Source organism: Ureibacillus endophyticus (genome assembly GCF_024159215.1).
Lineage (GTDB): Bacteria > Bacillota > Bacilli > Bacillales_A > Planococcaceae > Ureibacillus > Ureibacillus endophyticus.
The window spans coordinates 1910952-1935212 of sequence record NZ_JAMYWW010000001.1; the positions used below are offsets into that span (position 1 = coordinate 1910952).

17 protein-coding genes are annotated in these 24261 nt (G+C 36.8%); 6 read left to right on the forward strand and 11 right to left on the reverse strand.

Annotation, left to right across the window (positions count from 1 at the left end; translation table 11 throughout):
- Window positions 1-23 precede the first annotated feature (23 nt).
- On the reverse strand, window positions 24-1307 hold the full coding sequence (locus tag NKR20_RS19550; protein WP_253425853.1) for a vWA domain-containing protein: 1284 nt from the start codon (window positions 1305-1307) through the stop codon (window positions 24-26).
- Between the two features lie 92 nt (window positions 1308-1399).
- Window positions 1400-2521, reverse strand: a complete 1122-nt coding sequence (locus NKR20_RS09320) for an AAA family ATPase (RefSeq protein ID WP_121214406.1) — start codon at window positions 2519-2521, stop codon at window positions 1400-1402.
- 233 nt (window positions 2522-2754) lie between these two features.
- Here NKR20_RS09320 and NKR20_RS09325 point away from each other — a divergent pair, with 233 nt between their 5' ends.
- The gene (locus NKR20_RS09325; RefSeq protein WP_253425855.1) at window positions 2755-4671 is read left to right on the forward strand and encodes a right-handed parallel beta-helix repeat-containing protein; all 1917 of its coding nucleotides are present in this window, start codon (window positions 2755-2757) and stop codon (window positions 4669-4671) included.
- 787 nt (window positions 4672-5458) lie between these two features.
- The gene (gene yfkAB / locus NKR20_RS09330; protein WP_253428098.1) at window positions 5459-6568 is read left to right on the forward strand and encodes a radical SAM/CxCxxxxC motif protein YfkAB; all 1110 of its coding nucleotides are present in this window, start codon (window positions 5459-5461) and stop codon (window positions 6566-6568) included.
- A 30-nt stretch (window positions 6569-6598) separates the two neighbouring features.
- On the opposite strand, the gene NKR20_RS09335 is transcribed toward yfkAB, so the two are convergent.
- Entirely contained in the window at window positions 6599-7831 is a 1233-nt protein-coding gene (locus NKR20_RS09335; RefSeq protein WP_253425858.1) for a helix-turn-helix domain-containing protein, read from the reverse strand.
- A 181-nt stretch (window positions 7832-8012) separates the two neighbouring features.
- On the opposite strand from NKR20_RS09335, the gene NKR20_RS09340 reads away from it, so the two are divergent.
- The 3 genes from NKR20_RS09340 to NKR20_RS09350 all read left to right on the forward strand — a co-directional run bounded on the left by NKR20_RS09340 (window position 8013) and on the right by NKR20_RS09350 (window position 12324).
- Window positions 8013-9296 carry an MFS transporter gene (locus NKR20_RS09340; RefSeq protein WP_253425860.1) on the forward strand — a complete coding sequence of 428 codons (1284 nt, stop codon included), beginning with the start codon at window positions 8013-8015 and terminating at the stop codon, window positions 9294-9296.
- 154 nt (window positions 9297-9450) lie between these two features.
- Entirely contained in the window at window positions 9451-11319 is a 1869-nt protein-coding gene (gene asnB, locus NKR20_RS09345) for an asparagine synthase (glutamine-hydrolyzing) (protein WP_121214410.1), read from the forward strand.
- A gap of 6 nt (window positions 11320-11325) precedes the next feature.
- A complete protein-coding gene (locus tag NKR20_RS09350; RefSeq protein WP_121214411.1) occupies window positions 11326-12324 on the forward strand; it encodes a C39 family peptidase in 999 nt (332 codons plus the stop codon).
- Between the two features lie 553 nt (window positions 12325-12877).
- Here the strand turns inward: NKR20_RS09350 and leuD are convergent.
- The 8 genes from leuD to ilvD all read right to left on the reverse strand — a co-directional run bounded on the left by leuD (window position 12878) and on the right by ilvD (window position 23206).
- Window positions 12878-13468 (reverse strand): 3-isopropylmalate dehydratase small subunit, encoded by a 591-nt coding sequence (gene leuD, locus NKR20_RS09355; protein WP_121215448.1) that lies wholly within the window; start codon window positions 13466-13468, stop codon window positions 12878-12880.
- Between the two features lie 22 nt (window positions 13469-13490).
- On the reverse strand, window positions 13491-14900 hold the full coding sequence (gene leuC, locus NKR20_RS09360; RefSeq protein WP_121215447.1) for a 3-isopropylmalate dehydratase large subunit: 1410 nt from the start codon (window positions 14898-14900) through the stop codon (window positions 13491-13493).
- A 15-nt stretch (window positions 14901-14915) separates the two neighbouring features.
- Window positions 14916-16013: a 3-isopropylmalate dehydrogenase gene (gene leuB, locus NKR20_RS09365; RefSeq protein WP_121215446.1), complete on the reverse strand. Its 1098-nt coding sequence runs from the start codon at window positions 16011-16013 to the stop codon at window positions 14916-14918.
- 123 nt (window positions 16014-16136) lie between these two features.
- Entirely contained in the window at window positions 16137-17681 is a 1545-nt protein-coding gene (locus tag NKR20_RS09370; RefSeq protein WP_253425863.1) for a 2-isopropylmalate synthase, read from the reverse strand.
- On the reverse strand, window positions 17681-18694 hold the full coding sequence (ilvC, locus tag NKR20_RS09375) for a ketol-acid reductoisomerase (protein ID WP_121215444.1): 1014 nt from the start codon (window positions 18692-18694) through the stop codon (window positions 17681-17683). Before ilvC ends, NKR20_RS09370 begins: the two co-directional genes overlap by 1 nt.
- Before the next feature lie 100 nt (window positions 18695-18794).
- Complete coding sequence (gene ilvN / locus NKR20_RS09380; RefSeq protein WP_121215443.1) at window positions 18795-19310, reverse strand: acetolactate synthase small subunit; 516 nt, start codon at window positions 19308-19310, stop codon at window positions 18795-18797.
- Window positions 19307-21070, reverse strand: a complete 1764-nt coding sequence (ilvB, locus tag NKR20_RS09385; RefSeq protein WP_253425881.1) for a biosynthetic-type acetolactate synthase large subunit — start codon at window positions 21068-21070, stop codon at window positions 19307-19309. The genes ilvN and ilvB overlap by 4 nt, the downstream gene beginning before the upstream one ends.
- Before the next feature lie 465 nt (window positions 21071-21535).
- Window positions 21536-23206: a dihydroxy-acid dehydratase gene (gene ilvD / locus NKR20_RS09390; protein WP_253425884.1), complete on the reverse strand. Its 1671-nt coding sequence runs from the start codon at window positions 23204-23206 to the stop codon at window positions 21536-21538.
- 761 nt (window positions 23207-23967) lie between these two features.
- Here ilvD and NKR20_RS09395 point away from each other — a divergent pair.
- Window positions 23968-24228, forward strand: coding sequence for a GlsB/YeaQ/YmgE family stress response membrane protein (locus NKR20_RS09395; RefSeq protein WP_121215439.1), 261 nt, complete (start codon window positions 23968-23970; stop codon window positions 24226-24228).
- The last annotated feature ends 33 nt before the right edge of the window (window positions 24229-24261 follow it).

Here is a 24261-nt window from a genome sequence, read left to right on the forward strand (position 1 = left end):
GTAAACTCGAAGTAGAGTTTTGGCTACAAAAAGGAATTTCCAATAGAAAAGGCTTCTGTTGCTTCAAAAAGGTCGTTTACTTCAATTACTTTATCCGAAAAAAGTTCTACCAGCGTTAAATCTACGGCATTAAAATAATTCGTTAAAATGATGCTGACACATTCACAGGACTTTTGCTTTTTCGCTTGATTAAACCTTTCAATAAAACTCGTTGCTAAAAAGCTCGAACCATCAGTCAAAAATAAAATATCCGCCTTCTTAAACGGACTGTCATTGATAATTTCTAGTGATTTCAAAAGTGGCAACTCAAAATTCGTTCCCCCACTTAAAAAACTATTACAAAAATCCATTAACTGCTCAATGGAGGAATGTCCCTTATAAAAATATTGCACCTCTCCTAAACTATCCGAAAACGGTATGATGACCATGTCTCTTTTTTGTTTTTTGGCTATCATTAACAATGCCAAACTAAACGCTTTGCACTCGTTTTTAATCGAATACATCGAACTACTTTCATCGATACAAAACACAATTGGCCCTATACCCTTTGGAGGTGGAGTGGCATCATATTGAAACGTTTCATATTCAGAAAATCGCCTTAGAAAATCGAGCCTTGTTAAAGGATATTTAAATTTAGCAAGTTCCATCGGGATTAATTTCGAAATTTCTTGCCCGATATGGATATTATGAATGGTGAAATCCTTCTCTTCTCTTTGTTGTTTTTTCGTCACGAAGGGTTTTAATTTCCCCGTCAAATCCGCAATTTGTTTTAACGATGGATTACTCTGCAATTCTTTGGCTAATTGAAGCTGCTCTTTAATCGAAAGCTGGTGGAACTGTTTGCCATACATTGCCGACACTTCATAAAGGTCCTTTTTAAGCGATAATACTTCCCCTTTACTTACATTTAATAAAATTGTGATATCCCGTGCGAGCAACTGATTGGCTTTCTCATTTTTCATTTTTGGATTCAACTGGTTGTGGGATGGTAGGACACTATGAAAATAAGTGAGGATGCGCTGGACTAAAAACTCGGTCGTAATGATTGACAACAGTTCATCTAGCTGGGTTAGATTTTTCCAATTGTTATATTCTTGATTGGTGATTAGTTTTTCAATGATTTTTACATGTAGATTGCATTCTTTTTGTTTCGGTAATTGAATATTCGCCGTGTAAAAAGCGGCCCAAATATCCCCTACTAAATTCGTAAAGCCAGAGAATATTTCCTCGCCCTCTTCACAAAGCTTCTGGAGTGTTTTGGCATAAGTGAGCAATTCGTTAAAGCGCGTCATTCTTTCTTGTGACACATTCAAGATTGAAATCGAATATTGCCCACTGATATATTCATTTTGTTTATAGATGCGAACCACCCCTCTGACGATATCATTACAAAAATATTTTAAAAGCCGATTACTTGAGAAGTCATGTCGAGCAAACGCTTATGCATATCGTTTTTTAGATCAATTAATTCTTTTCGATTAGGCATTTTCGATGTGAATTCTTGTACCTCTAAATATAAAGATTTTCCTTGTAATAATAATTCGCCAACCATATCCTTCGCATGCTTAGAATTTTCCGTCATGGAATGTTCAATTATCTGTATTAATGTATCAAATTCAGGGACGATTCTTTCAATGAATGTATCTACTGAATCATCGATGATTTCATATATAATTTTTGAAGCTGTTTCTCTTTCTTCTGGTCGATTCCATAAGACATTAGTCAGAATCCCTAAATCCTTTCGTTCCACTTCCATTCGGCCTGCTAAATAAGCATTTGCCCGTAATAATGAAAGGGATTGTTTAAATCTACGGTCGGATGGTTGAATCCCCTCATCTTGTAAACGGATTCTAACTTTTGCGATTGTATGATAAATGGCATCTGGGATATCTACTAATTCTACTTGCTTTTGGTGGTACTGTAATTCATTGAAGGATAAGGATGGAATGTTTGATACTTCATTATTTTTTAACATGGAAATAAACATTTCGTTCTCCCGGATATACTTTACTTCCAAACGAAGCAAAAAGCGGTCAAATAATGCTTCTAATCCGTCACCTTCTTCAATATATTCGTTAGACGAACCAATTAATGTCAATAACGGACAATTAATTGGCTTGCCATTATCATAAAAAATTCGCTCATTAATTAGCGACAATAGCGAGTTTAATACACTAGAGTTTGCTTTAAAAATTTCATCGATAAATGCAAAATGAGCCTCAGGTAGCATACCCGAAGTGTTTCGTTTGAAATTACCTTGCTCTAACTCCTTTAATGACAATGGGCCAAAAAGCTCATCTGGTGTACTAAAACGGGTTAATAAATGTTGAAAATAACGCGAATTTTCAACAAGCTTACTAAGCATACTTGCTAAAGCACTCTTCCCTGTACCTGCTGGGCCAATCAATAACACATGCTGACGAGAAAGTAACGCAACCATTAAAGCCTCAATTTCTCTTTGACGATCGTAAAACATTGAATTGAAGGACTGGATGATTTGCCTAAGCTTGTTGGTTTCCATCTTGTTTTCTCCTTTTATATGAAAAAAGTAATTTAGTTTACATATCAATTATGTGCAAAAAATTCCATTTTTATACTAATAACTTCATAGAAAAATGATATTTATTCCTCAAAAAAGAATAGGAGTAAATCCCCTTCCACTTCATGCACTGCTCTTTTCTAAAAAAATGATTAAGATTTGGTTTTTTTAGTGAAAATAGGAGTATGAATTGGCTGTAAGAAGGAGGACGTTGAATGCTGAAATTGATTTCAAAATTACTGATCAATACGAAATCGATACAAAGAATGATCAAGTATTCAAAAAGCGGTAGTTTTATACAATTAAAACCGAAATTATATAAACAATCTGTTCATTTCGAAAAAAACACTGTACTGTCTGGGGATAAACTTATACCAACGATAGTGGAAGGTTCATTTATTATTCCAAAAAACGTAACTGTAACTTTTCAAAACATCACTTTTTCCCCTACTGCTCGCATGTATATTGAAGGAGATGCGGTATTAACGAATTGTAGGGTAATTGGTGGAAAGACAGATGTGCTTATCATTGTCGATGGTGGAAAAATTAAAGCAACACATTGTGAATTTAAAAAAGCTCGGGATATCGGGATTTCTCTCATTAATAACAGTAAAGCCATCATTGAAAATTGTACGTTTGAAGAAAACGGCAAAACTCATATTTTAGCGGAAAGTTCACAAATTTGTATGGAAAATAGTGAACTATCAAAAGCCAAACACGCACTATTAATTAAAAACCAATCCTTGTTACAAACCAAAAATGTTCATATTCACCACCATACAGATACACAGGTTGTTATTGAAGATGCCAAATACTTTGACCACGAAAGTACCATTGAACGTGGAGAAGGAATGGGGTTGCAGGTTTTACAAAAAGGGCACGTTTCCCTTCAAGCAACAAATTTTAAATATAATGCTTCCGCCCAAATTGCTGGGCAAAATAGTTTTTTAATAATCCGAAATAGTACCATTCAACACGGAAAAGATGCCGGTATTTCACTTTTAGGTCATTGTGAAGCACAATTATCCTATTGTGAAATTTCACAACATAAAAATGCGAGTATTGAAGTATTTAAACAATCCAATTTGAACATTGAATATAGTTTAATTGACGGAAGTGATAAACAAGGATTAAATATCCGACAAAAATCCATCGTCAATTTATACGATGTGATTGTGAAAGGACACCGAGGTTCTCAAATTTTCGTTATTGATAAGTCTATTTGTTCCATGAAGAAATGCATTATTAAAGAAGGCTATCATGTTGGCATTTGTATTGAAGACGAAAGCAGTTGCGCGGTTGTGGAAAGTGAGATATGCAACAATGCCAATTCGGCTGTGACGGTGTTTAAAAGCGAATTTTCCATTTTTAAATCAATTTTAAATGCGAATGCGGGCAATGGCATTTTAGCGATGACAGACTCAAGCATTGAAGTAGATCAATGTAAATTCTTTGAAAATGAAATGCCCCATATTGCTTGCAAATCCAACGTGAAAATTCATCTGGAAGAAAGCGAATTATTTAAAGGGAAAAGTTTGTTTATTGTGAATGAATGCGAACTTACGGCGGTCAATAGCCAATTTTATGATAGTCATAATGTCCAAGTGGAAATTTGTGATTTATCTACGGCCCGTTTTGAAAACTGCCAAATCTATAATGGTGGCTCTTACGGAATGAAGGTATTGCAAAATTCCAACTGTTATTTGTTAAATAGTTCGATTTTCCGCCACGAGCTCTCGCAAGTAGTGGTGAATGATAGTTCGGTCATTTTGAAAGATAGCGAAGTGTTTGCGGGTAGCCGACATGCCTTTTACATTCAAAATCATAGTGAAGTGTTAATCCAGGATACGTTTATCTCAAAACACGCCCAACATCAAATTTGGATTGATTTTGAATCAACGGTAGATTTGAAAGGCGTTCAATTAACGGACGGTAGCCTTTCAGATATTTACGCTCAAAACCAATCATCGGTATATGTGGCCGACAGCATGATTCGCAACAACAATGCTCGTTACAACGTGCAAGCCGTGAACTTCTCCAAAATCGAAATCGGCAATAGCGTGGTCGAAAATAAATACGGCGATGTCTACTATAGCGAAAATCATAGTTTAATTAAGCAGTTAGATTATTAGTGTTAGCTCTATCTCCCCCTGTCCCGATTTTTGGGTGGGGGTTTTTTTTGAGGGTGTTGGGATTGGGAGGATATTTGGGTTTGAAGACCATTTCAAGCTAATTTTATTCGTGATTTGTCCTTCATCGGGCTTATGAAGACCATTTCTTACCCATTTCAGCCGTGTTTTGTCCTTCATCAAGCTTATGAAGACCTTTTCTTACCAATCTCAGCCACGTTTTGTCCTTCATCGGGCTTATGAAGACCATTTCGATCCAATTTCAGCCGCGTTTTGTCCTTCATTGGGCTTATGAAGACCATTTCGCGCCATTTTCAGCCGTGTTTTGTCCTTCATCAAGCTTATGAATACCATTTCCACTCATATTTCACATGATTTTTGCATTCATCGAGGTTATGATTACCATTTTCACTCGTTTTCTACTGAATTTTTGCATTCATCGAGGCTATGAATACCATTTCCACTCGTTTTCTACTGAATTTTTGTATTCATCGAGGCTATGAATACCATTTCCAATCATTTTTCACCAGATTTTCGCATTCATCAAAGCTATGAATACCATTCCCACTCATTTTTCACCAGATTTTTGCATTCATCAAAAATCGCCACCCCCATTCCATCACCATCAAGCACATCAAATACATCCCCCTCCATCTTTTTCCCACTTTCCCCTGCAAAACGCTTCTATTTTTCCCCGATATCAAATAAATGTTCTAAAAGAAGAAATTTTAGTTTTCCAAACAGTGTTTCTATGAGAGAATTACAAGTTGGAAAGGAAGTTATGAAAACTATGACGACTTTAACGAAAATTACTCCGAAGTACGATCCTTGGGAGGCTTATTTAGACGTAGAACAACACGGGAAATTAACCCTGTCCAATATTGAGTTTACAACAACGAATTTATGTAACATGCGTTGTGCTCACTGTGCAGTTGGTTACACCCTTCAAACAAAGGATCCAGATGCTCTACCACTGGACATTATTTTAAGAAGATTAGATGAAATCCCACATCTGAAAACACTTAGTATCACTGGCGGGGAGCCGATGTTAAGTAAAAAGTCGGTGGCGAATTATGTGAAGCCGATTTTACAATATGCCCATGAACGCGGCGTTCGCACACAAATGAATTCCAATTTAACCATCGATGGGGAACGTTATTTAGAAATTGCGCCATATTTAGACGTTTTACATATTTCACACAACTGGGGTACGATTGAGGAATTTGTTGAAACTGGTTTTGCGATGATGGAACGAAAACCGACATTTGACCAACGTGCTGCCCTTTTCCAGCGAATGATTGAAAATTCAAGAATGCTATCAGAAAACGGTGTAATGGTGTCAGCTGAAACAATGTTAAATAAAAAGACAGTTCCTTATATTGAACACATTCACCACCAAATTGTCCATGAGATGAAATGTGCCCGTCACGAAGTTCATCCTATGTACCCATCTGACTTTGCATCAAGTCTTACTTCCCTTTCGTTAGAAGAAACACGGGATGCAATTAATCATTTGCTCGATATTCGCGATGAAGACACTTGGATGCTATTTGGAACACTGCCATTCTATCCGTGCAGCCCAAAGGAAGAAGACGTGGCATTAATTAACCGTTTACGCAATGCTAAAAATGTAACATTACGTAACGATCCAGACGGGCGTTCTCGTCTTAACGTAAATATCTTTACAGGAGATGTCATTGTTACGGACTTTGGTGATACTCCACCACTTGGCAATATTCAAACTGATTCTTTACCAGACGTGTTTGAAAAATGGTTAAATACCGATTTAGCCCGCAGTTTAAACTGTCATTGTCCAGCAGTGAAATGTCTAGGTCCAAATGTATTAGTGAAAAATATGTATTACAAAGATGCTGAGTTTGTTAGTGGTTCTGTGAAATAGATGAAAGGGTGATTAGTAGTCGACCTCTAATCACCCTTTTTTCCCATATTGAATTTTTTCATAAGCTTGTTGAATAAACGTTTTATAGATGGTGTTTGGTAAGTCTTGTACCCCTTGAACAGCTAGGGAAACTTCTTTTTTCGCTTGTTTTTTATTGCCTAATTCAAGAAAACATAACGCTCGAACAGCAAAACATTGATACATAATCGATAAATCAATCGGATGATGGGTGTTCGTTGGAATTTCAAAGTTCTCGCTACATTCTATGGCCTGTTTAAACAAGCCGCGCGCCCAATATGCATATGTGGCTTCCATTTGATAATAAGTTACGATGTCACTTTTTGCCTCTTTATCTAAATAAGAAGCATATTTTTCAACGGCTTCATAATCATGTTCAATGTAGTTGGCATAATGGGATTTACAAAAAGCAAGCATATTTTTCGCTACTGGATCTTCCGTAAAATCTGCATGTTGTGTGAGTTTCATTAAATAATACTTACTTTTTTCCAAATCACCTTTACGAATGGCTTGAGATAAAGTAAATCGATAAAAATCATCCAAACGGTAGTAAATTTTGTTTTCCTGGGCGATTTGTAGGGCGAAATGTAAATGTTTCTCGGTATTTTCCACATCATCTATCGCTGAATATAAAACGGTTAACGCATAATGCATATCCAATTGTGTTAATAAATCAATGCTATGAAGATATGGCTTAACTCGCTCTTCTGCCTCTTTCATAAATTGAAGGGCAATCCGATAATCGTTTCGTTGGAATGCGGTACTTGATAAGAAGGAAAAACAATCAAATACCCGATTATAAGCGTGAATATTTTCGTAATCAGAAATCACGTCATACATAGACCAATCCACTTCAATATTCAAATAAGTGGCAAGCCTTATATAAAAATCAAGCAGCCTAATTTCTTCAAAATGATTGCCTTGCAGTTTATCTTTTACAGCATCAATTTGTTTAAACATAGGCAAAATCAACTTTTCATCAACTGGTATTTGGATGGTTTTCATTTGTTTTTCTATTTCAAATAAAAGCTCGCGAAGTAGTTCGACCTGTTGATCATCTAATAACGTTGTGACTTCAACGCCTAAACGTTCGGCTATGTAATGCAAACTTTCCATAGAGGGTTGTGCTTTGCCATTTTCAATTAAACTAAGCATTCCTTTTGTTAAACGTTCCCCTGCTAACTGGGCAAGAGTTAACTTTTTTTCTTTTCGAAGTTTTTTAATGCGCTCCCCTAATGCTTCCATGCCATCTCCTCCTTTTTTTCATTATATCAGAAATTTAATTTAATTAAACTTCTACACCAACGAAAATCACAACAACTAAAATAAAAAGTTTAACAAAATTAAACTTTTGTATTGAATCCAATCAGAATCTCGCATATTATTAGTTTAATTAAATTAAACTTTTAAACAAGGAGTGATGGCAATGCAACGAAGAGCAACGTTTCATTTATATACCTTTTTAGTAAGTAAGACGTGTTCGACTTTAGGTTCCAATGTGTATACCTTTGGGATGAGTATGTTCATTTTAGCGATGACGGGTTCAGCCTTTAGTTTTGCAGCAAATTTAATTTTTTCCATTATCCCAAGAACACTACTTTCTCCAGTAGCCGGCATCCTAGTCGATCGAGTTTCGAAAAAATTCATTGTGCTTACTGGCCAATTCGGCACGATTCTTTCAATTTCAGCATTACTCATTTACATGATGTTTTTCGACATCTCGCTACTCGCTATTTATTTGACAACATTTTTCTACACGATTAGTAGTACATTTACAACAATCGCCTTTTCGGCATCAATCGGGAATTTAGTCGATTCAGAGCGAATTCAAAAAGCGATGTCATTCAACCAACTCTCCTTATCTATCGCTGGCATTTTAGGCCCGATGATTGGTGGAATGCTTTTTGGATTTGTCAGCATCCAGACGTTTCTTGTCATTAATATTGTTGCTTACTCCATTGCATTTGTTTTGGAATCAACAATGAATTTCAAACTGTTTTCAAATCAGGAGTCAACACCAAAAGAATCCATGATCCAAAGTTTAAAAAGTGGCATTCACTATATCAAAGAAATGCCCGTCCTAAAAAATTTATTGTTTCTGATGTTATGGTTAAATCTGTTCTTTTCATCAATCACTGTTGGGGCAAATTTTATTTTTGTTCAAATCATCGAGATGGATTATAAATTAATCGGCATTGTAGAAGCAGCAAGTGCCATTGGAATGCTGGTCATCTCCCTATATTTTGCCGTGCGTTCTAACATACAGTATCCCCTACTCTTTTCAAAGCGAGCGATACTTACCCTTTCAACGATTGTCGGTACGTTTGCTTTTCCATTATTTGTTCCGATGACGAGTACAATCGTTTTCATTTATTATTTAATGGTGATGTTTTGTTTTGGAGGGACCCTTGTTGCAACGAATACACCAATCGGGATTTTAATTCAAAAAGATGTGGATGAAAATTATCGAGGAAGAATTTACGGGATTATCGAAATGTGTGCGATGGGGCTTACACCAATAGGCACTCTGCTTTTCGGATTACTGTATGACGTCATCCCAGCTCAATTGATTTTACTAACTTGTAGCATCCTGCTAATTCTTACTACCCTCTTCTTAATGCCTAGAAGAATAATAGAATCCGCATATCCTGACTTAAAGAGTCCCGAACGGAAAGAAATAAATCCTACTTCTCCCCCTTTCAGTTCATGAACGCATACGTTATAATAAGAAGCCCAGTAAAATTCACTGGGCTTTCATGTTTTCGTATTCTTTTTTATAGTATAATATAAAAGTTATAATGCTTTTTTTGAGAGTGATTAAAAAATCTAGTTAGATTTTTATATATAAGGAGAGTCTATAATATATGTGTGGATTTACAGGATTTATTGGCGAAGTAGCAAATGCTAGTGCCGTACTAGAAAATATGATGAATCAAATTATTCATAGAGGACCCGATAGTGGTGGTCAATTTGTAGAAAATCAAGCGGCTCTTGGTTTCCGTCGTTTAAGTATCATCGACTTAGAAAAAGGGTCACAACCTTTATACAATGAAGACAATTCATTAGTGTTAGTATTCAATGGTGAAATTTACAACTTCCAAATTATTCGCCAAGACTTAATTGATAAAGGTCATATTTTTAAAACAGATACTGACAGTGAAGTACTTCTTCATGGATATGAAGAGTATGGTACAGATTTAGTGAAAAAACTTCGTGGTATGTTTGCCTTTGTTATTTGGGATCGCAACAAACAAACATTATTTGCTGCTCGTGACCATTTCGGTATCAAACCTTTCTATTATGGTCAAATGAACGGAACTCTATTTTTCGGTTCAGAGATTAAAAGTTTCCTTCCTCACCCACATTTTGTGAAGGAATTAAATAAACAAGCATTAAAACCATATTTAACATTCCAATATCCTGTATTAAAAGAAACATTCTTTAAAGGGATTTTTAAATTACCAGCTGCCCACTACATGAAATATGAAAACGGCAAGTTGACAGTAGAACGTTATTGGGAACCTGCATTCACTCCTGAAGAACGTCCATTAGATGCAATTATCGAAGAAATTGATGACGTAGTTCGTGAATCCGTACAAGCTCACACAATTGCTGATGTAAAAGTTGGTTCATTTTTATCAAGTGGTGTTGATTCAAGTTATGTTGCTTCTGTTTTACGTCCAGATAAAACGTTTACTGTTGGTTTCAGCGCAGAAAACTTCTCTGAAATTGACAATGCCTATGAATTATCAAAAGAACTTGGTATTGAAAACGTAAACCAAATCTTAGATCCAAATGAATGTTTTAACGACTTAGGTACTATTCAATATATGATGGACGAACCACATTCTAACCCATCGATCGTACCACTTTATTATTTAGCACGATTAGCAAGACAACATGTAACAGTTGTACTTTCAGGTGAAGGTGCCGATGAATTGTTTGGTGGTTATGATTTATATTCTGATACACCAAATCAAAAGAAATTCAAAAGCTTACCTGGTCCAGTGAAAGCATTAGCTTCTTTAGGTGCAACGATTATGCCAAATAGTAAAATTGGTCAATTCGTAAAACGTATTAATGCGCCTGTGGAAGAAACATTTATTGGGCAAGCTCGTATTTTTGAAGAAGATGAAGCAGCAACAATTTTAAATAATGATTATGTAAATGCTCCATCTGTAAAAGAAATCGTCTCCCCTCTTTACAATAAATTTAAAGGACATGACGATGTAACGAAAAAACAATTACTCGATTTAAATTTATGGTTAGTGGATGATATTTTATTAAAAGCGGATAAAATGTCGATGGCACACAGTATCGAGCTTCGCGTTCCCCTACTCGACCGTGAAGTAATGGATGTAGCGGCAACAATTCCAACTCGATTCCGTGTAAATGAACAAAATTCAAAATACGCGTTCCGTAAAGCTGCCAACAATGCATTACCAGAAGCATGGGCAAATCGTAAAAAAATCGGTTTCCCTGTACCAATTCGTCACTGGTTACGCGATGAAAATTATGTATCACGTGTACGTAATGCGTTTATGAGCGATGTGGCAGCGGAATTCTTCGATCAACCAAAAATTATAAAATTATTAGAAGAACATGTATCAGGCGCACATAATAACCAACGTAAAATTTGGTCAATTTACATGTTCCTACTTTGGTACAATGAGTACTTTGTGAAAACAGATGAAGAACGCAATGCAGCAGCAAAAGAACTTGTAACGGTATAAGATAACATGAAACAGGTACAAAATTCCAAAAAAATTTTGGTCCTAACTGCTAGCTTACTTTTAATCGGTTGTAGTCCAAACGATTCATCCCATAACGGTGTACTACAATCGATTTCGAGTTCTAAGCATGAATTAACAATACAAACCGTTGAATTTTCCAGCGCGGATGTTGTAACAAATGTCGGTGTAACTATCTTTGATTACTTTACGGGTGAAGAAATCGCAAGTGTTGTGGTCGATGCAGAAGGAAAGGCAGTCTTTCCTGGCGTAAAACAAGATACACCGTATAAAATTGCCGTTTACCGGGTTCTTTCTTCTGGCGAATGGCTAGAACAAACCAAACAAGACATCGTATTTGATAAAAATAAGCCACTGATTTCAATTGAAACCTTTAATACGAATCATCAATCGCCATTGGATGTGCCAATTGTTATTCAAAATCCGGAACTTCCCAATGGTTGTGAAGTGACTGCATTAGCTGCCATCCTAAATTACTATGGTATGAAAGTAGATAAAATGGACTTGGCGAACAATTATTTGCCGAAACAACCCGTTACCAAAAAAGGTGACACAATGTATGGACCAGATCCGAACGTTGCATACGCAGGGGACCCTTCAAAAAAATCTGGTGGCTATTATGTCTATGCCTCCCCTATTGTGGAAGTGGCGAACGAAGTATTGTTTGAACAAAATAGTGAATTTCGAGCAATGAATTTATCGGATGCGAGCAAAAAAGAAATTCTCAACTATGTCCAATCAGGGGTACCGGTTTTAGCATGGGTAACCATTGATTTAAAGAAACCTCGAACAAAAGGACATTGGATTATTAAAGAAACAAATGAAAAGCACCCGATTTTTATGAATTTACATGCCGTGGTTGTGACGGGATATCATAACGGAAAAGTAACGGTGATGAATCCCCTCTCCGGCCAAGAAACAATTGATGAAAAAGTATTTTTCGAGAGTTTTAAATCGTTGGGGTCACATGCGATTGTGATTTTGTAATGCGATAACTTAACTAAAAACGAAGGAGGTGTCCAAAAAGTAATAATTTTTTGGACACCTCTTTTCTTTCTTGATAAATATCTCTTATGAATTATTGTTCCTGCGGTGGTTGTCACCATCCTCGTCGCAATTTATCTGTGACGAAAGCGGTAGCGTCAGTTACAAAGGAGCTGTCTCAAAATGACTTTTCAGACAACTCCTTTTCTATTGCAAATAACTTCAGCTTCACCCTCCACTACCACTATAATCAACAATTTTCTATTATGTAAAATTACCTCTTCCAAATCGCAAGTCGAAATTTTTTTCAATCGTTGACAAAAAGAAAAAGCCATCTAATTTTTTGAAATTAGATGACTTTAATATGTAATGCTTTAGCAATTCTCCGCTTACGCTTTTCGAATTATCTAGCTCCGCGCGTTAGCCGTTTGGAAACTTCGACTTCTTTCTGCGTGTGCGATTTATCTGCATCGAAAGCGTAGCGACAGATGCAAGCACACTTGTCAGAAGTCTCCAGTTTCTGTCACGGCTGAACGAACGCGCTCCGCTTTTCTAATTAGAACGCGATTCTTTTTGCTTCGTATGCTGCGATGTGGTCTTCGTATTTAAACGTTAACGCAATTTCATCCCAGCCGTTTAGTAGCATTTCTTTGTAATATGGGTCGATGTTGAAGTTGTATACTTTTCCGTCTTCCCCTGTTACTGTTTGTGCTTCTAAGTTTACTTCTACGTTATAAGGCTTTTCTAAACCTTTTGCTAAAATTTCATCGCACTCTTCTTCTGTTAAACGGATTGGTAAAATTCCGTTTTTGAAACAGTTGTTGTGGAAAATATCAGCAAAGCTTGGTGCGATTACTACGCGGAAACCGTAGTCTAAGATTGCCCATGGTGCGTGCTCACGAGAAGAACCACAACCGAAGTTATCTTGTGCTACTAAAATTTCAGAACCTTTATATTCTGGTTTGTTTAATACAAAATCTGGATTCTCGTTTCCTTGTTCGTCAAAACGCCAGTGGTAGAATAAAAATTCACCAAAACCTGTACGTTCGATACGTTTTAAAAATTCTTTAGAAATAATTTGGTCCGTATCAACATTTTTACGATCTAATGGTGCAATGACACTATTTACTATATTAATTGGTTGCATGTTTATGTCCTCCTTGCTAGACTTACGCTTCTTGTTTTACATATTTACGAACGTCTACGAAACGACCTTCAATTGCAGCAGCTGCCGCCATTGCTGGACTTACTAAGTGCGTGCGAGCTCCTGCACCTTGACGTCCTTCAAAGTTACGGTTTGATGTAGAAGCACAACGTTCACCAGATGGAATGATGTCTTCATTCATACCTAAGCAAGCAGAACATCCTGATTCACGCCATTCGAATCCTGCATCTTTAAAGATTTTATCTAACCCTTCTGCTTCTGCAGCTGCTTTAGTAGAATATGAACCTGGAACGACAATACCACGAACACCTGGATGTAATTTTTTACCTTCTACAATGCTTGCTGCTGTACGTAAATCGGATAGACGTGAATTTGTACAAGAACCGATAAATACGTGTTGGATTTCAATCGAAGTAATTGGTTGACCTTCTTCTAAATCCATATAAGCAAGAGCTTTTTTCAATGCTTGTTTATCAGATTCATTTTCATAATCTGCTGCAGTTGGAACTGTTTTAGATACACCTGTACCCATTGATGGGTTTGTTCCCCATGTTACGATTGGTTCAATTTCTTCTGCATCGATTTCTAATACTACATCATAAGAGCAGCCTTCATCAGATGCTAAGCTTAACCAGTAAGCTGCAGCTTCTTCAAATTTATCTTCTTTTGGTGCAAAACGACGACCACGAATAAATTCAACTGTTGTTTCGTCTGGAGAAATAAGACCAGCTTTTGCTCCTGCTTCGATTGACATGTTACAAATTGTCATACGCTCTTCCATTGAAAGATTGCGGATTGCTTCACCTGTAAATTCAATGATATGACCAGTACCTACACCGATACCCCATTTAGCAATGATTGCTAAAATGATATCTTTTGCTGCAACACCAACACCAAGTTTACCGTTTACACGAATTTCCATTGTTTTTGGTTTGTTTTGCCATAATGTTTGTGTAGAAAGTACGTGTTCAACCTCAGAAGTACCAATACCAAATGCTAATGCACCAAAGGCACCGTGAGTTGATGTATGTGAGTCACCACAAACGATTGTTTTCCCTGGTTGTGTTAAACCAAGTTCTGGACCGATTACGTGAACAATCCCTTGATCTGGATGACCGATATCTGCAAGTTGGATACCAAATTCTTTTGCATTATCAGCTAATGTATTAATTTGCTTTTTCGCAATTGGGTCATTAATTGTTGGTAAATTTTTTGTTGGTACGTTATGATCCATTGTTGCAAAACATAGATCAGGGCGACGAACTTTACGACCTGCTAAACGTAATCCCTCAAACGCTTGAGGAGATGTTACTTCATGAATTAAATGAAGATCGATATATAGTAGATCAGGTTTCCCCTCTTCTTGGTAAACAACATGTGAATCCCAAACCTTTTCAATAATATTCTTTGCCATAATCTTCACCAATCCTTAAATATATGATTCCATAATACTGTCTGCTACAAAACTTGTATCGATTTCTGCAATTACTTTATCTGTAAATTCATCAGTTGTTAGAGCACGGCCGCCATCTTTCACTAAGTCAGCAGTGAAGTAACCATCTTCAAATACTGTATTTACTGCACGTTCGATTTCTGCCGCTTCTTCTTTCATTCCGAATGAATATTGAAGCATCATTGCTACAGATAAAATTGTTGCAGCTGGGTTTGCAATTCCTTGTCCTGCAATTTCTGGTGCTGAACCATGGACTGGCTCGTATAAACCGAAACTATCGCTACGGATTGATGCTGAAGGAAGTACACCTAAAGAACCTGTAATAACCGAAGCTTCATCACTTAAAATATCCCCGAACATATTGTCTGTTACGACTACATCATAGTGACCTGGGTTAGTGATTAATTTCATTGCAACAGAGTCTACTAGATTGTGTTCTACCACAACATCTGGATATAGTTCTTTCTTTTCTTCTACGATTTGACGCCATAATCTTGAAGTTTCTAAAACATTTGCTTTATCAACAGAACATAATTTTCCGCGACGTAAGCGAGCAAGTTCGAAAGCATTTTCTACAATACGTTCGATTTCACGACGAGTGTAAATGTTTAAATCACTTGCTTCTTCATTATCACGTTTTTTCTCTCCAAAGTAAATTCCACCTGTTAATTCACGAACGATCATTAAATCAACATTTTCAGCGACTTCACGTTTTAAAGGTGAAGAATCTAAAAGGGATGGGAATGCTTTTACTGGACGTAGGTTTGCGAATAAATCAAATGTTTTACGAATTTTTAATAAGCCAAGTTCAGGGCGTAATTCTGCAGGGTTGTTATCCCATTTCGGACCGCCAACCGCTCCTAAAAGAACTGCATCACTTTGTTCACACATTGCAATTGTTTCATCTGGAAGTGGATTGTTGAATTGATCGATTGCCGCCCCACCAATAGCAGCATATCCTAATTGGAAATCGTGATTATATCTTTTGCCGATTACTTTTAACACACGTACTGCAGCCGCTACAACTTCAGGGCCAATGCCGTCACCAGGAAGTACTGTAATTTTCTTTTCCACCTGCAAAAACACCTTTCTCTATTGAATAAACTTGATTTCGAGATTTATGGTTATCTTTTAAAGAAATGCCATCAAACGTCTAAACATTTGATGGCGCTTCGTTTATCAATTTACAATTGACAATTAAACTTCTGTTGGTTGTTTTGCACGGATGCTTTCTTGAATTAAATGACGGTTAATTGCATTTAAGTATGCTTTTGCTGTCGCTTCAAGAACGTCTTGTGCTGCATCACGACCAGTAGATGTAAAGCCGTTATAACGTAAGTTGATTACCGCTTCACCTAATGCATCGCGACCTTTACCAACTGATTTCACTCGGAAATCTAAAATATTTACTTTCGCATTTACTAATTGTTCTAATGTATTGAAGATTGCTTCTACTGAACCTGAACCAGTTGCCGCTAATGTTTTCACTGCGCCTTCTGGAGTAATTACAGATGCAGTAGCTGTTGGAATGTTTTCTGTACCGTAAGAAACTTGAACAGATTTCAATTCATATAATGGCACATCTTCAATTGAAACTTGTTGCTCAGTAAGAAGTGTCATTAAATCTTCTTCTGTAATTTCTTTTTTACGGTCAGCTAACTTTTTGAACTCTTGGAATGCTTTGTTTAGCTTATCATCCGATAAATCGAAGCCCATTGTGATAGCACGATCACGGAATGCTGCACGACCAGAGTGTTTTCCTAATACTAAAGGAACTTCTTCTTCACCGATTAATTCTGGTGAAATAATTTCGTACGTTTCTTTATGTTTTAACACGCCATCTTGGTGGATACCAGATTCGTGAGCAAATGCATTTTTCCCTACAACCGCTTTGTTTGGTTGGATTACTACACCTGTTAAACGGCTTACTAGTTGAGAAGTACGTTTAATTTCTTTTAAATTTAAACCTGTTTCTACTTGGTAAATGTCTTTGCGAATGTGCATTGCAACACCGATTTCTTCTAATGAAGCGTTACCAGCACGTTCACCAATTCCGTTAATTGTACATTCAACTTGATCTGCACCATGTTGGATTGCTGCAATTGAGTTCGCAACAGCCATACCTAAGTCATCATGACAGTGAGCAGAGAATTTCACTTTATCTGCACCACGTACGTTTTCACGTAAGAATGTGAATAGTTCACCATATTCTTGAGGTGAAGCATATCCAACTGTATCTGGAACGTTAATTGTTGTTGCTCCAGCAGCGATTACTTCACTAATGATACGTACTAAGAAGTCACGATCAGAACGGAATCCATCTTCAGCAGACCATTGTACAAGTGGGAAGAATTTTTTCGCGTATTTTACCGCTTCAACCGCTTGCTCTACTACTTCATCCGGCGATTTTTTTAATTTGTATTCCATGTGAATTGGACTAGTCGCTAGGAATACGTGAATATGAGGTTGTTCAGCAACTTTAAGTGCTTCCCAAGTTGAATCGATATCTTTTTGGACACAGCGAGCAAGACCTGTAACGATTGAATTTTTCACTGTTCCAGCGATACGATTTACTGCTTCGAAATCACCAGGGCTTGAAGCAGGGAATCCTGCTTCAATAATTGTTACGCCAAGGCGTTCTAGTTGCTTTGCAATCTCGATTTTCTCGGCAGTATTTAAGTTAATACCAGCAGATTGTTCTCCATCACGAAGCGTCGTATCAAAAATATCAATTTTTCTCACTATTTAATCACCACTTTTTTCTTGCCTTCTTGAATGAATGGCATCATTGCGCGAAGTTTGCGACCCACTTCCTCGATTTGGTGGTTAGCGCCTTCTTCTTTATATTGTGTATAACGTGGACGGCCAGTTTCGTTTTCTTTGATCCAGTCTTTTGCGAATGTACCGTCTTGGATGTCTTTTAATACAGCTTTCATGTTTTCTTTAACTTCTGGAGTTACGATACGTGGACCAGTTACATAGTCTCCCCACTCAGCAGTATCTGATACTGAGTAACGCATTGTTTCCATACCGCCTTCGAACATTAAGTCAACGATTAATTTTAATTCGTGTAATGTTTCGAAGTATGCTAATTCTGGTTGGTAACCAGCTTCTACTAAAGTTTCGAAACCAGCTTTTACTAATGCAGTTGCACCACCGCAAAGTACTGCTTGCTCACCGAATAAGTCAGTTACAGTTTCTTCAGCGAATGTAGTTTCAAGTAAACCACCACGAGCTGAACCAATACCTTTACCGTAAGCTAAAGCTAAATCACGAGCCTGACCAGTAGCATCTTGGTGAATTGCGAATAATCCTGGTACGCCTGCACCTTCTTGGAATTGACGACGAACTAAGTGTCCTGGGCCTTTTGGTGCCACTAAGAATACGTCAACATCAGCTGGTGGTACGATTTGACCGAAGTGAATGTTGAAACCGTGAGCGAACATTAACGCTTTACCAGTTGTTAAATGTGGAGCGATTTCTGCTTCGTAAACTGCTTTTTGTCTTTCGTCTGGAAGTAAGATTTGGATTACATCTGCTTCAGCAGCTGCTTCAGCAACAGTTTTTACATCTACACCATCTTCTTTAGCTTGGTCGAAAGATTTACCAGGACGTACACCTACTACTACGTCAAAACCAGATTCTTTTAAGTTTAGAGCGTGTGCGTGACCTTGAGATCCGTAACCGATGATTGCGATTTTTTTACCTTTTAATGCTGCCTCGTTAATTTCGTTTTCATAGTACATTTTTGCCATTGTAATTTCCTCCTAAGAATGTGTTCAAATTATTTTGGAGCTTAGCACGCATGTAATTTTACGTGCTAGCTAATATATACTAACTACCTGTAAGTAAAGCTTACTTAAGAATAGAAAGTTGCGGTGTGTCTAAAGGTTGTGTTTCACGAACTGTTGCAGTTACACCTGTACGAGTTAATTCTTTAATTCCGTATGGTTTAATGAGTTCAATGAAAGCATCAATTTTGTCTGGGTGACCAACAACCTGATACGTTACTACATTTTTAGATGTATCAACAATTTGTGGTCTAAATGGTTCAACAATTGCATTCATTTCAAGTCGTAAGTTTGCTGGTGATACAACTTTTACAAGTGCGAGTTCACGCAACACAATCGACTTTTCAGTAATATCAGTAACTTTTAGTACGTCAATTTGCTTCGATAATTGTTTTACTAGTTGTTCTAGTTTCACTTCATCTGCTACATTCACGACAAAAGTCATTTTTGAAATATTTGCTTGTTCTGTATGACCAACAGTAATTGATTCAATATTGAATTGGCGTTTCATAAGTAAACCAGTTACTCGGTTTAAAACACCACTTTGGTTAATTACAGTTACTGTAATGACACGTTTCAAGGTTTCTTCACCCCTACCATTTCATCTAATGCTTTACCAGCTGCTACCATCGGATAAACATTTTCTAATTGTTTAACTCGACAATCAATTACTACTGGCTCATCTGAATTTAATGCTTCTTCAAAAATTGCTCTTGCTTCATCTATCGTGTTAATGCGGTAGCCTTTAATACCGTATGCTTCAGCAAGTTTTACAAAGTCAGGTTGTACTGGCATTAAACTTTGTGAATAACGTCCTTCATAGAACAGTTCTTGCCATTGACGAACCATACCTAACGCTTGGTTGTTTAAGATGACAACTTTTACTGGTAGGTTGAATTCTTTTAATAATGCAAGTTCCTGATTCGTCATTTGGAAACCAGCATCTCCACAAATTGAGATAACTTTTTTATCAGGTTTTGCAAATTGTGCACCAATTGCTGCAGGGAAACCGAAGCCCATTGTACCAAGTCCACCTGAAGTTACCCATTGATGACTAAAGTTTTGACGGTAATATTGCGCCGCCCACATTTGGTGTTGACCTACGTCTGTTGTCACAACTGCATCACCATTTGTAATTGTATGAATCATTTCAAGTGCTTGTTGCGGTAAAATTTCATTTTCGTCTTCCTGAATCCAGAATGGGAAGTCGACTTTCTTTTGGTTTAAGTAATCAATCCAAGCTGTTGTGTCCGGTGCTTGGAACTCTTTTTTAAGAAGAGATTTTAATGCTTCTTTCGCATCCGCTACGATTGGGATATCAGTTGGAATGTTTTTACCAATCTCAGCTGGATCGATATCGATATGAATTACGCTCGCGTTCGGCGCAAATCTTGAAGTATCCCCTGTTAAACGATCATCAAAACGTGCTCCGATATTAATTAGAAGATCACATTTTTGAATTGCATCGTTTGCAACTACGGCACCGTGCATACCAGCCATACCGTAATTTAGTTCATGCTCTCCATGGATACTTCCAAGACCTAATAGCGTGTTAACCACTGGGATTTTGTATTTTTCTACAAATTCAGATAATTCGTCGCATGCTTCTGCAAATAATACACCAGCACCAGCTAAGATTAATGGTTTTTCTGCATTTGAAATTGCAGTAATGGCTTTTTGAATTTGTAAGTAATTTGGTTTTGTATTTGGTTGATATCCTGGTAAGTAGATTTCTTTCTCTCTACTTTGCTGTGCTAGCTCCTCATCGAATATAGAAGCTGAAACATTTTTCGGGAAGTCAATTAATACTGGACCTTTACGACCTGTATTTGCAATATGGAACGCTTCTTTTACGATACGAGGAATATCGTTTACATCTTGCACTTGATAGTTATGTTTTGTAATAGGTGTAGTAATCCCCATAATGTCTGCTTCTTGGAATGCGTCTGTTCCTATTAAGTTAGAAGCAACTTGACCAGTAAAGATTACTAATGGGATTGAGTCAATCATTGCATCTGTAATACCTGTTACTAAGTTTGTAGCTCCAGGACCACTTGTTGCGATTACTACGCCTGGTTTATTTAATACACGTGCATACCCTTCTGCAGCGTGTATTGCACCTTGTTCATGTCTAGTTAAAATATGTCGGATTGGGTTTCTGTACATCGCATCATAGACGTTCAGTACTGCACCACCTGGATAACCGAATACGATATCTACACCTTGATCATGAAGTGCTTGAACTAATATATCTGAACCATTTCTCGGTTTCATTTTTTCTTCTGGCTGCACATTTTCAGTTGCATCTACTTTTACACTTGTCGGTACATTCGCAGACATTTTATTACTCCTCCCTAATTTTCCTTTAGGTGATGTTCAAATTATATAAAATAAAAAAGCCTTTTTATCCAACGCAAAAGAAGACCTTTCGCGTAGGGATGAAAAGACTTTCATGGTACCACCCTTGTTCGTAGCAAAATAAGCTACCTCGCGAATAGTGGGAATTATCTATTTTACATTAAACATTTCAAATAGTACGAATATTTAATGTGCAACTAAAATAGATACACTATTCATTAGTAACGAGCACCGAATAATGCCCGGAGCTATCTAATTGCAAATACGCGTTTAATAGCTCACTCCGAGGGGATGTCGGATATAGTTGTATCATCGGCTTCCAGCAACACCGACTCTCTGGTAGATACAAGGCTCTATAACCTTTAACCTCATCATCGATTTATATTTTCAAACTTTTAATATTTATATGACAATTATAACACTTTTATATCATTTTGTGAATAGTAATTATATTTTCATAATTCCGCCTTTAGAAGCGTTAGTTACCAATTTAGAATATCTTGCTAACCATCCTGTTTTAATTTTTGGTTCGAATGGTTTTAAGTTTTTTCGACGTTCGTTAAGAACTTCATCAGAAACTTCAAGATTAATTGTTCTATTTGGTAAGTCGATTACAATTGTATCGCCATTTTCGACTAAAGCAATTGGACCACCTTCAGCAGCTTCTGGTGAAATATGACCGATAGAAATACCACGAGATGCACCACTAAAACGACCGTCTGTGATTAAAGCAACTTTTGTTCCTAAACCACGACCCATAATTGCAGAAGTTGGTGCAAGCATTTCTGGCATACCAGGACCACCTTTTGGACCTTCGTAGCGAATAACAACTACGTGACCTTCTCTAACAGTACCGTTATCGATCGCAGCTTGTGCTTCGTCTTGTGAATCAAAGACAATTGCTTCACCGATAAATGTTTTGATAGAAGGATCAACAGCACCTACTTTGATAACTGAGCCTTCAGGTGCGATATTTCCGAATAATACGGATAAACCACCAACTGGGCTATATGGGTTATCTTTTGTGCGAATTACTTTGTCATTTGTAATTTCATATTCTTTAACAAGTTCGCCCATTGTTACGCCTGCAACTGTGATACGGTCTGGATGAATTGCTCCAGGGATTTTTGTAAGTTCGTTGATAATAGAACTTACTCCCCCAGCTCGGTTAATATCATCCATTGAGATATCTGATGCTGGCATAATTTTTGCTAAATATGGAACTCTAGCAGCAACCTTGTTTATATCTTCTAAGTTATACTCGATACCTGCTTCATTAGCAATGGCTAGAGTATGTAAAACTGTATTTGTTGAACCACCCATTGCCATATCAAGTGCAAAAGCATCGTCAATTGTTTCTTTTGTAATGATATCGCGTGGTTTAATATCTTCTTTAATCATGCGTACTAATTGTCTTGCAGCTTCACGAATTAGTTCGTGACGTTGTTCACTTGTTGCAACGATTGTTCCGTTACCTGGTAAAGCTACACCAAGCATTTCCATTAAACAGTTCATTGAGTTTGCTGTGAACATACCTGAACAAGAACCACATGTTGGGCATGCATTATTTTCAATATCTAATAGCTCTTCAGCAGACATTTGACCTGATTTGTGAGCTCCTACACCTTCAAATACAGATGTTAACGAAAGTTGTTTACCTGTAGAAGATGTCCCTGCTTCCATTGGTCCACCTGATACGAAGATAGATGGTACGTTTGTACGTACAGCAGCCATTAACATACCTGGTGTAATTTTATCGCAGTTTGGAATGTAAAATACTCCGTCAAACCAGTGTGCATTAATAACTGTTTCAGCTGAGTCTGCAATTAACTCACGGCTTGGTAATGAATAACGCATACCAATGTGACCCATTGCAATCCCATCGTCAACACCAATTGTATTGAATTCGAATGGAATCCCACCTGCTTCGATAATTGCTTCTTTAACTACATCTGCAAATTCTCTTAAATGCACGTGTCCAGGAATGATATCAATGTATGAGTTACATACTCCGATAAATGGTTTTCCTAAATCTTTCGCTTTTACTTTTCCCGTAGCGTATAGAAGACTACGGTGAGGAGCACGATCAACTCCTACTTTAATCATATCACTTCTCATAATTGAAACGCCCCTCAGTTCTACTATGTTGATACTATGTTAGTAGATAATAAAACAATTTTTATAATCACTGTACTTCAGTAAGAGGTAACGTGATTGTGTTCGCTGTATTCAGCAAACGTTGTATTAAATTGTTGTCATCATAGTACAAAATCGGTACACTCGTCAACAGTATTTTTTGAATTATTTAAACAATTTAAAAAATTCATCATCATTGAAATCGTTTTCTTTCTCTAAATTGCGCGAAATATTCTGTTTCAATTGATTTTTTTGAAAATTTTTCGAATTTTAAATTTATCGATATTCATTTTCAAGAAAAAGGGAAATGCAGAATTTAATGGTATTTCACAATAATTTCATAACGCTACATAAGGTTGTAAATACAAAAAGTGTAGGCAAAATCACTAAATGATTTGCCTACACTCTTTTTTATAGTTTACTAGATTATTTAACAAATATTAATTCTACGGAGAGGTTTAGGAGGATAACCGTATGAAGTAAAGCGAACATTAAACCTTGCTTATCTAATTTTTTCATTAAAATTCTATCCATATTAACCACCCCATCAAAATATTTTTTCTAACTTGTGTCAATTATATGACAATTTCATTCAAATTGCAAATAATTTTGAAATTTTTGTGAATTATTTATTGTAGGATGGAGTTTTCCGCATCCATGCATTATTTTTTCAAATCTGTACATATTACGAAGTGTAATGTTGTATCACATTTTTTAGTCATCTAAAAAGGAGTTGAGCAATTATGATGAGTTTTATTTGGTATTTAATCATCGGTGGGATCCTCGGTTGGTTAGCCGGTGTCATTATTGGTAGAGATGTTCCTGGCGGTATTATTGGGAATATTATTGCAGGGATTATTGGATCTTGGATTGGAAGTGCGATTCTTGGGAACTGGGGCTGGCAAGTTTCTGATTTCTATGTCTTCCCTGCCCTTCTTGGAGCAATCGCTTTAATCTTTATCGTTAGTCTTGTGATGCGATCAATGAAAAAATCAACTTCATAAAAGTAAAAAGAAATCAACGTGCCTTTTTCAAGG

What these genes read in the sequence shown, in the direction of transcription:
- NKR20_RS09320 (WP_121214406.1), bottom strand. Translation starts at nt 2,521, where the DNA reads ATGGAAACCAACAAGCTTAGGCAAATCATCCAGTCCTTCAATTCAATG.
- NKR20_RS09325 (WP_253425855.1), top strand. Translation starts at nt 2,755, where the DNA reads ATGCTGAAATTGATTTCAAAATTACTGATCAATACGAAATCGATACAA.
- yfkAB (WP_253428098.1), top strand. Translation starts at nt 5,459, where the DNA reads ATGACGACTTTAACGAAAATTACTCCGAAGTACGATCCTTGGGAGGCT.
- NKR20_RS09335 (WP_253425858.1), bottom strand. Translation starts at nt 7,831, where the DNA reads ATGGAAGCATTAGGGGAGCGCATTAAAAAACTTCGAAAAGAAAAAAAG.
- NKR20_RS09340 (WP_253425860.1), top strand. Translation starts at nt 8,013, where the DNA reads ATGCAACGAAGAGCAACGTTTCATTTATATACCTTTTTAGTAAGTAAG.
- asnB (WP_121214410.1), top strand. Translation starts at nt 9,451, where the DNA reads ATGTGTGGATTTACAGGATTTATTGGCGAAGTAGCAAATGCTAGTGCC.
- NKR20_RS09350 (WP_121214411.1), top strand. Translation starts at nt 11,326, where the DNA reads ATGAAACAGGTACAAAATTCCAAAAAAATTTTGGTCCTAACTGCTAGC.
- leuD (WP_121215448.1), bottom strand. Translation starts at nt 13,468, where the DNA reads ATGCAACCAATTAATATAGTAAATAGTGTCATTGCACCATTAGATCGT.
- leuC (WP_121215447.1), bottom strand. Translation starts at nt 14,900, where the DNA reads ATGGCAAAGAATATTATTGAAAAGGTTTGGGATTCACATGTTGTTTAC.
- ilvC (WP_121215444.1), bottom strand. Translation starts at nt 18,694, where the DNA reads ATGGCAAAAATGTACTATGAAAACGAAATTAACGAGGCAGCATTAAAA.
- ilvB (WP_253425881.1), bottom strand. Translation starts at nt 21,070, where the DNA reads ATGTCTGCGAATGTACCGACAAGTGTAAAAGTAGATGCAACTGAAAAT.
- ilvD (WP_253425884.1), bottom strand. Translation starts at nt 23,206, where the DNA reads ATGAGAAGTGATATGATTAAAGTAGGAGTTGATCGTGCTCCTCACCGT.
- NKR20_RS09395 (WP_121215439.1), top strand. Translation starts at nt 23,968, where the DNA reads ATGATGAGTTTTATTTGGTATTTAATCATCGGTGGGATCCTCGGTTGG.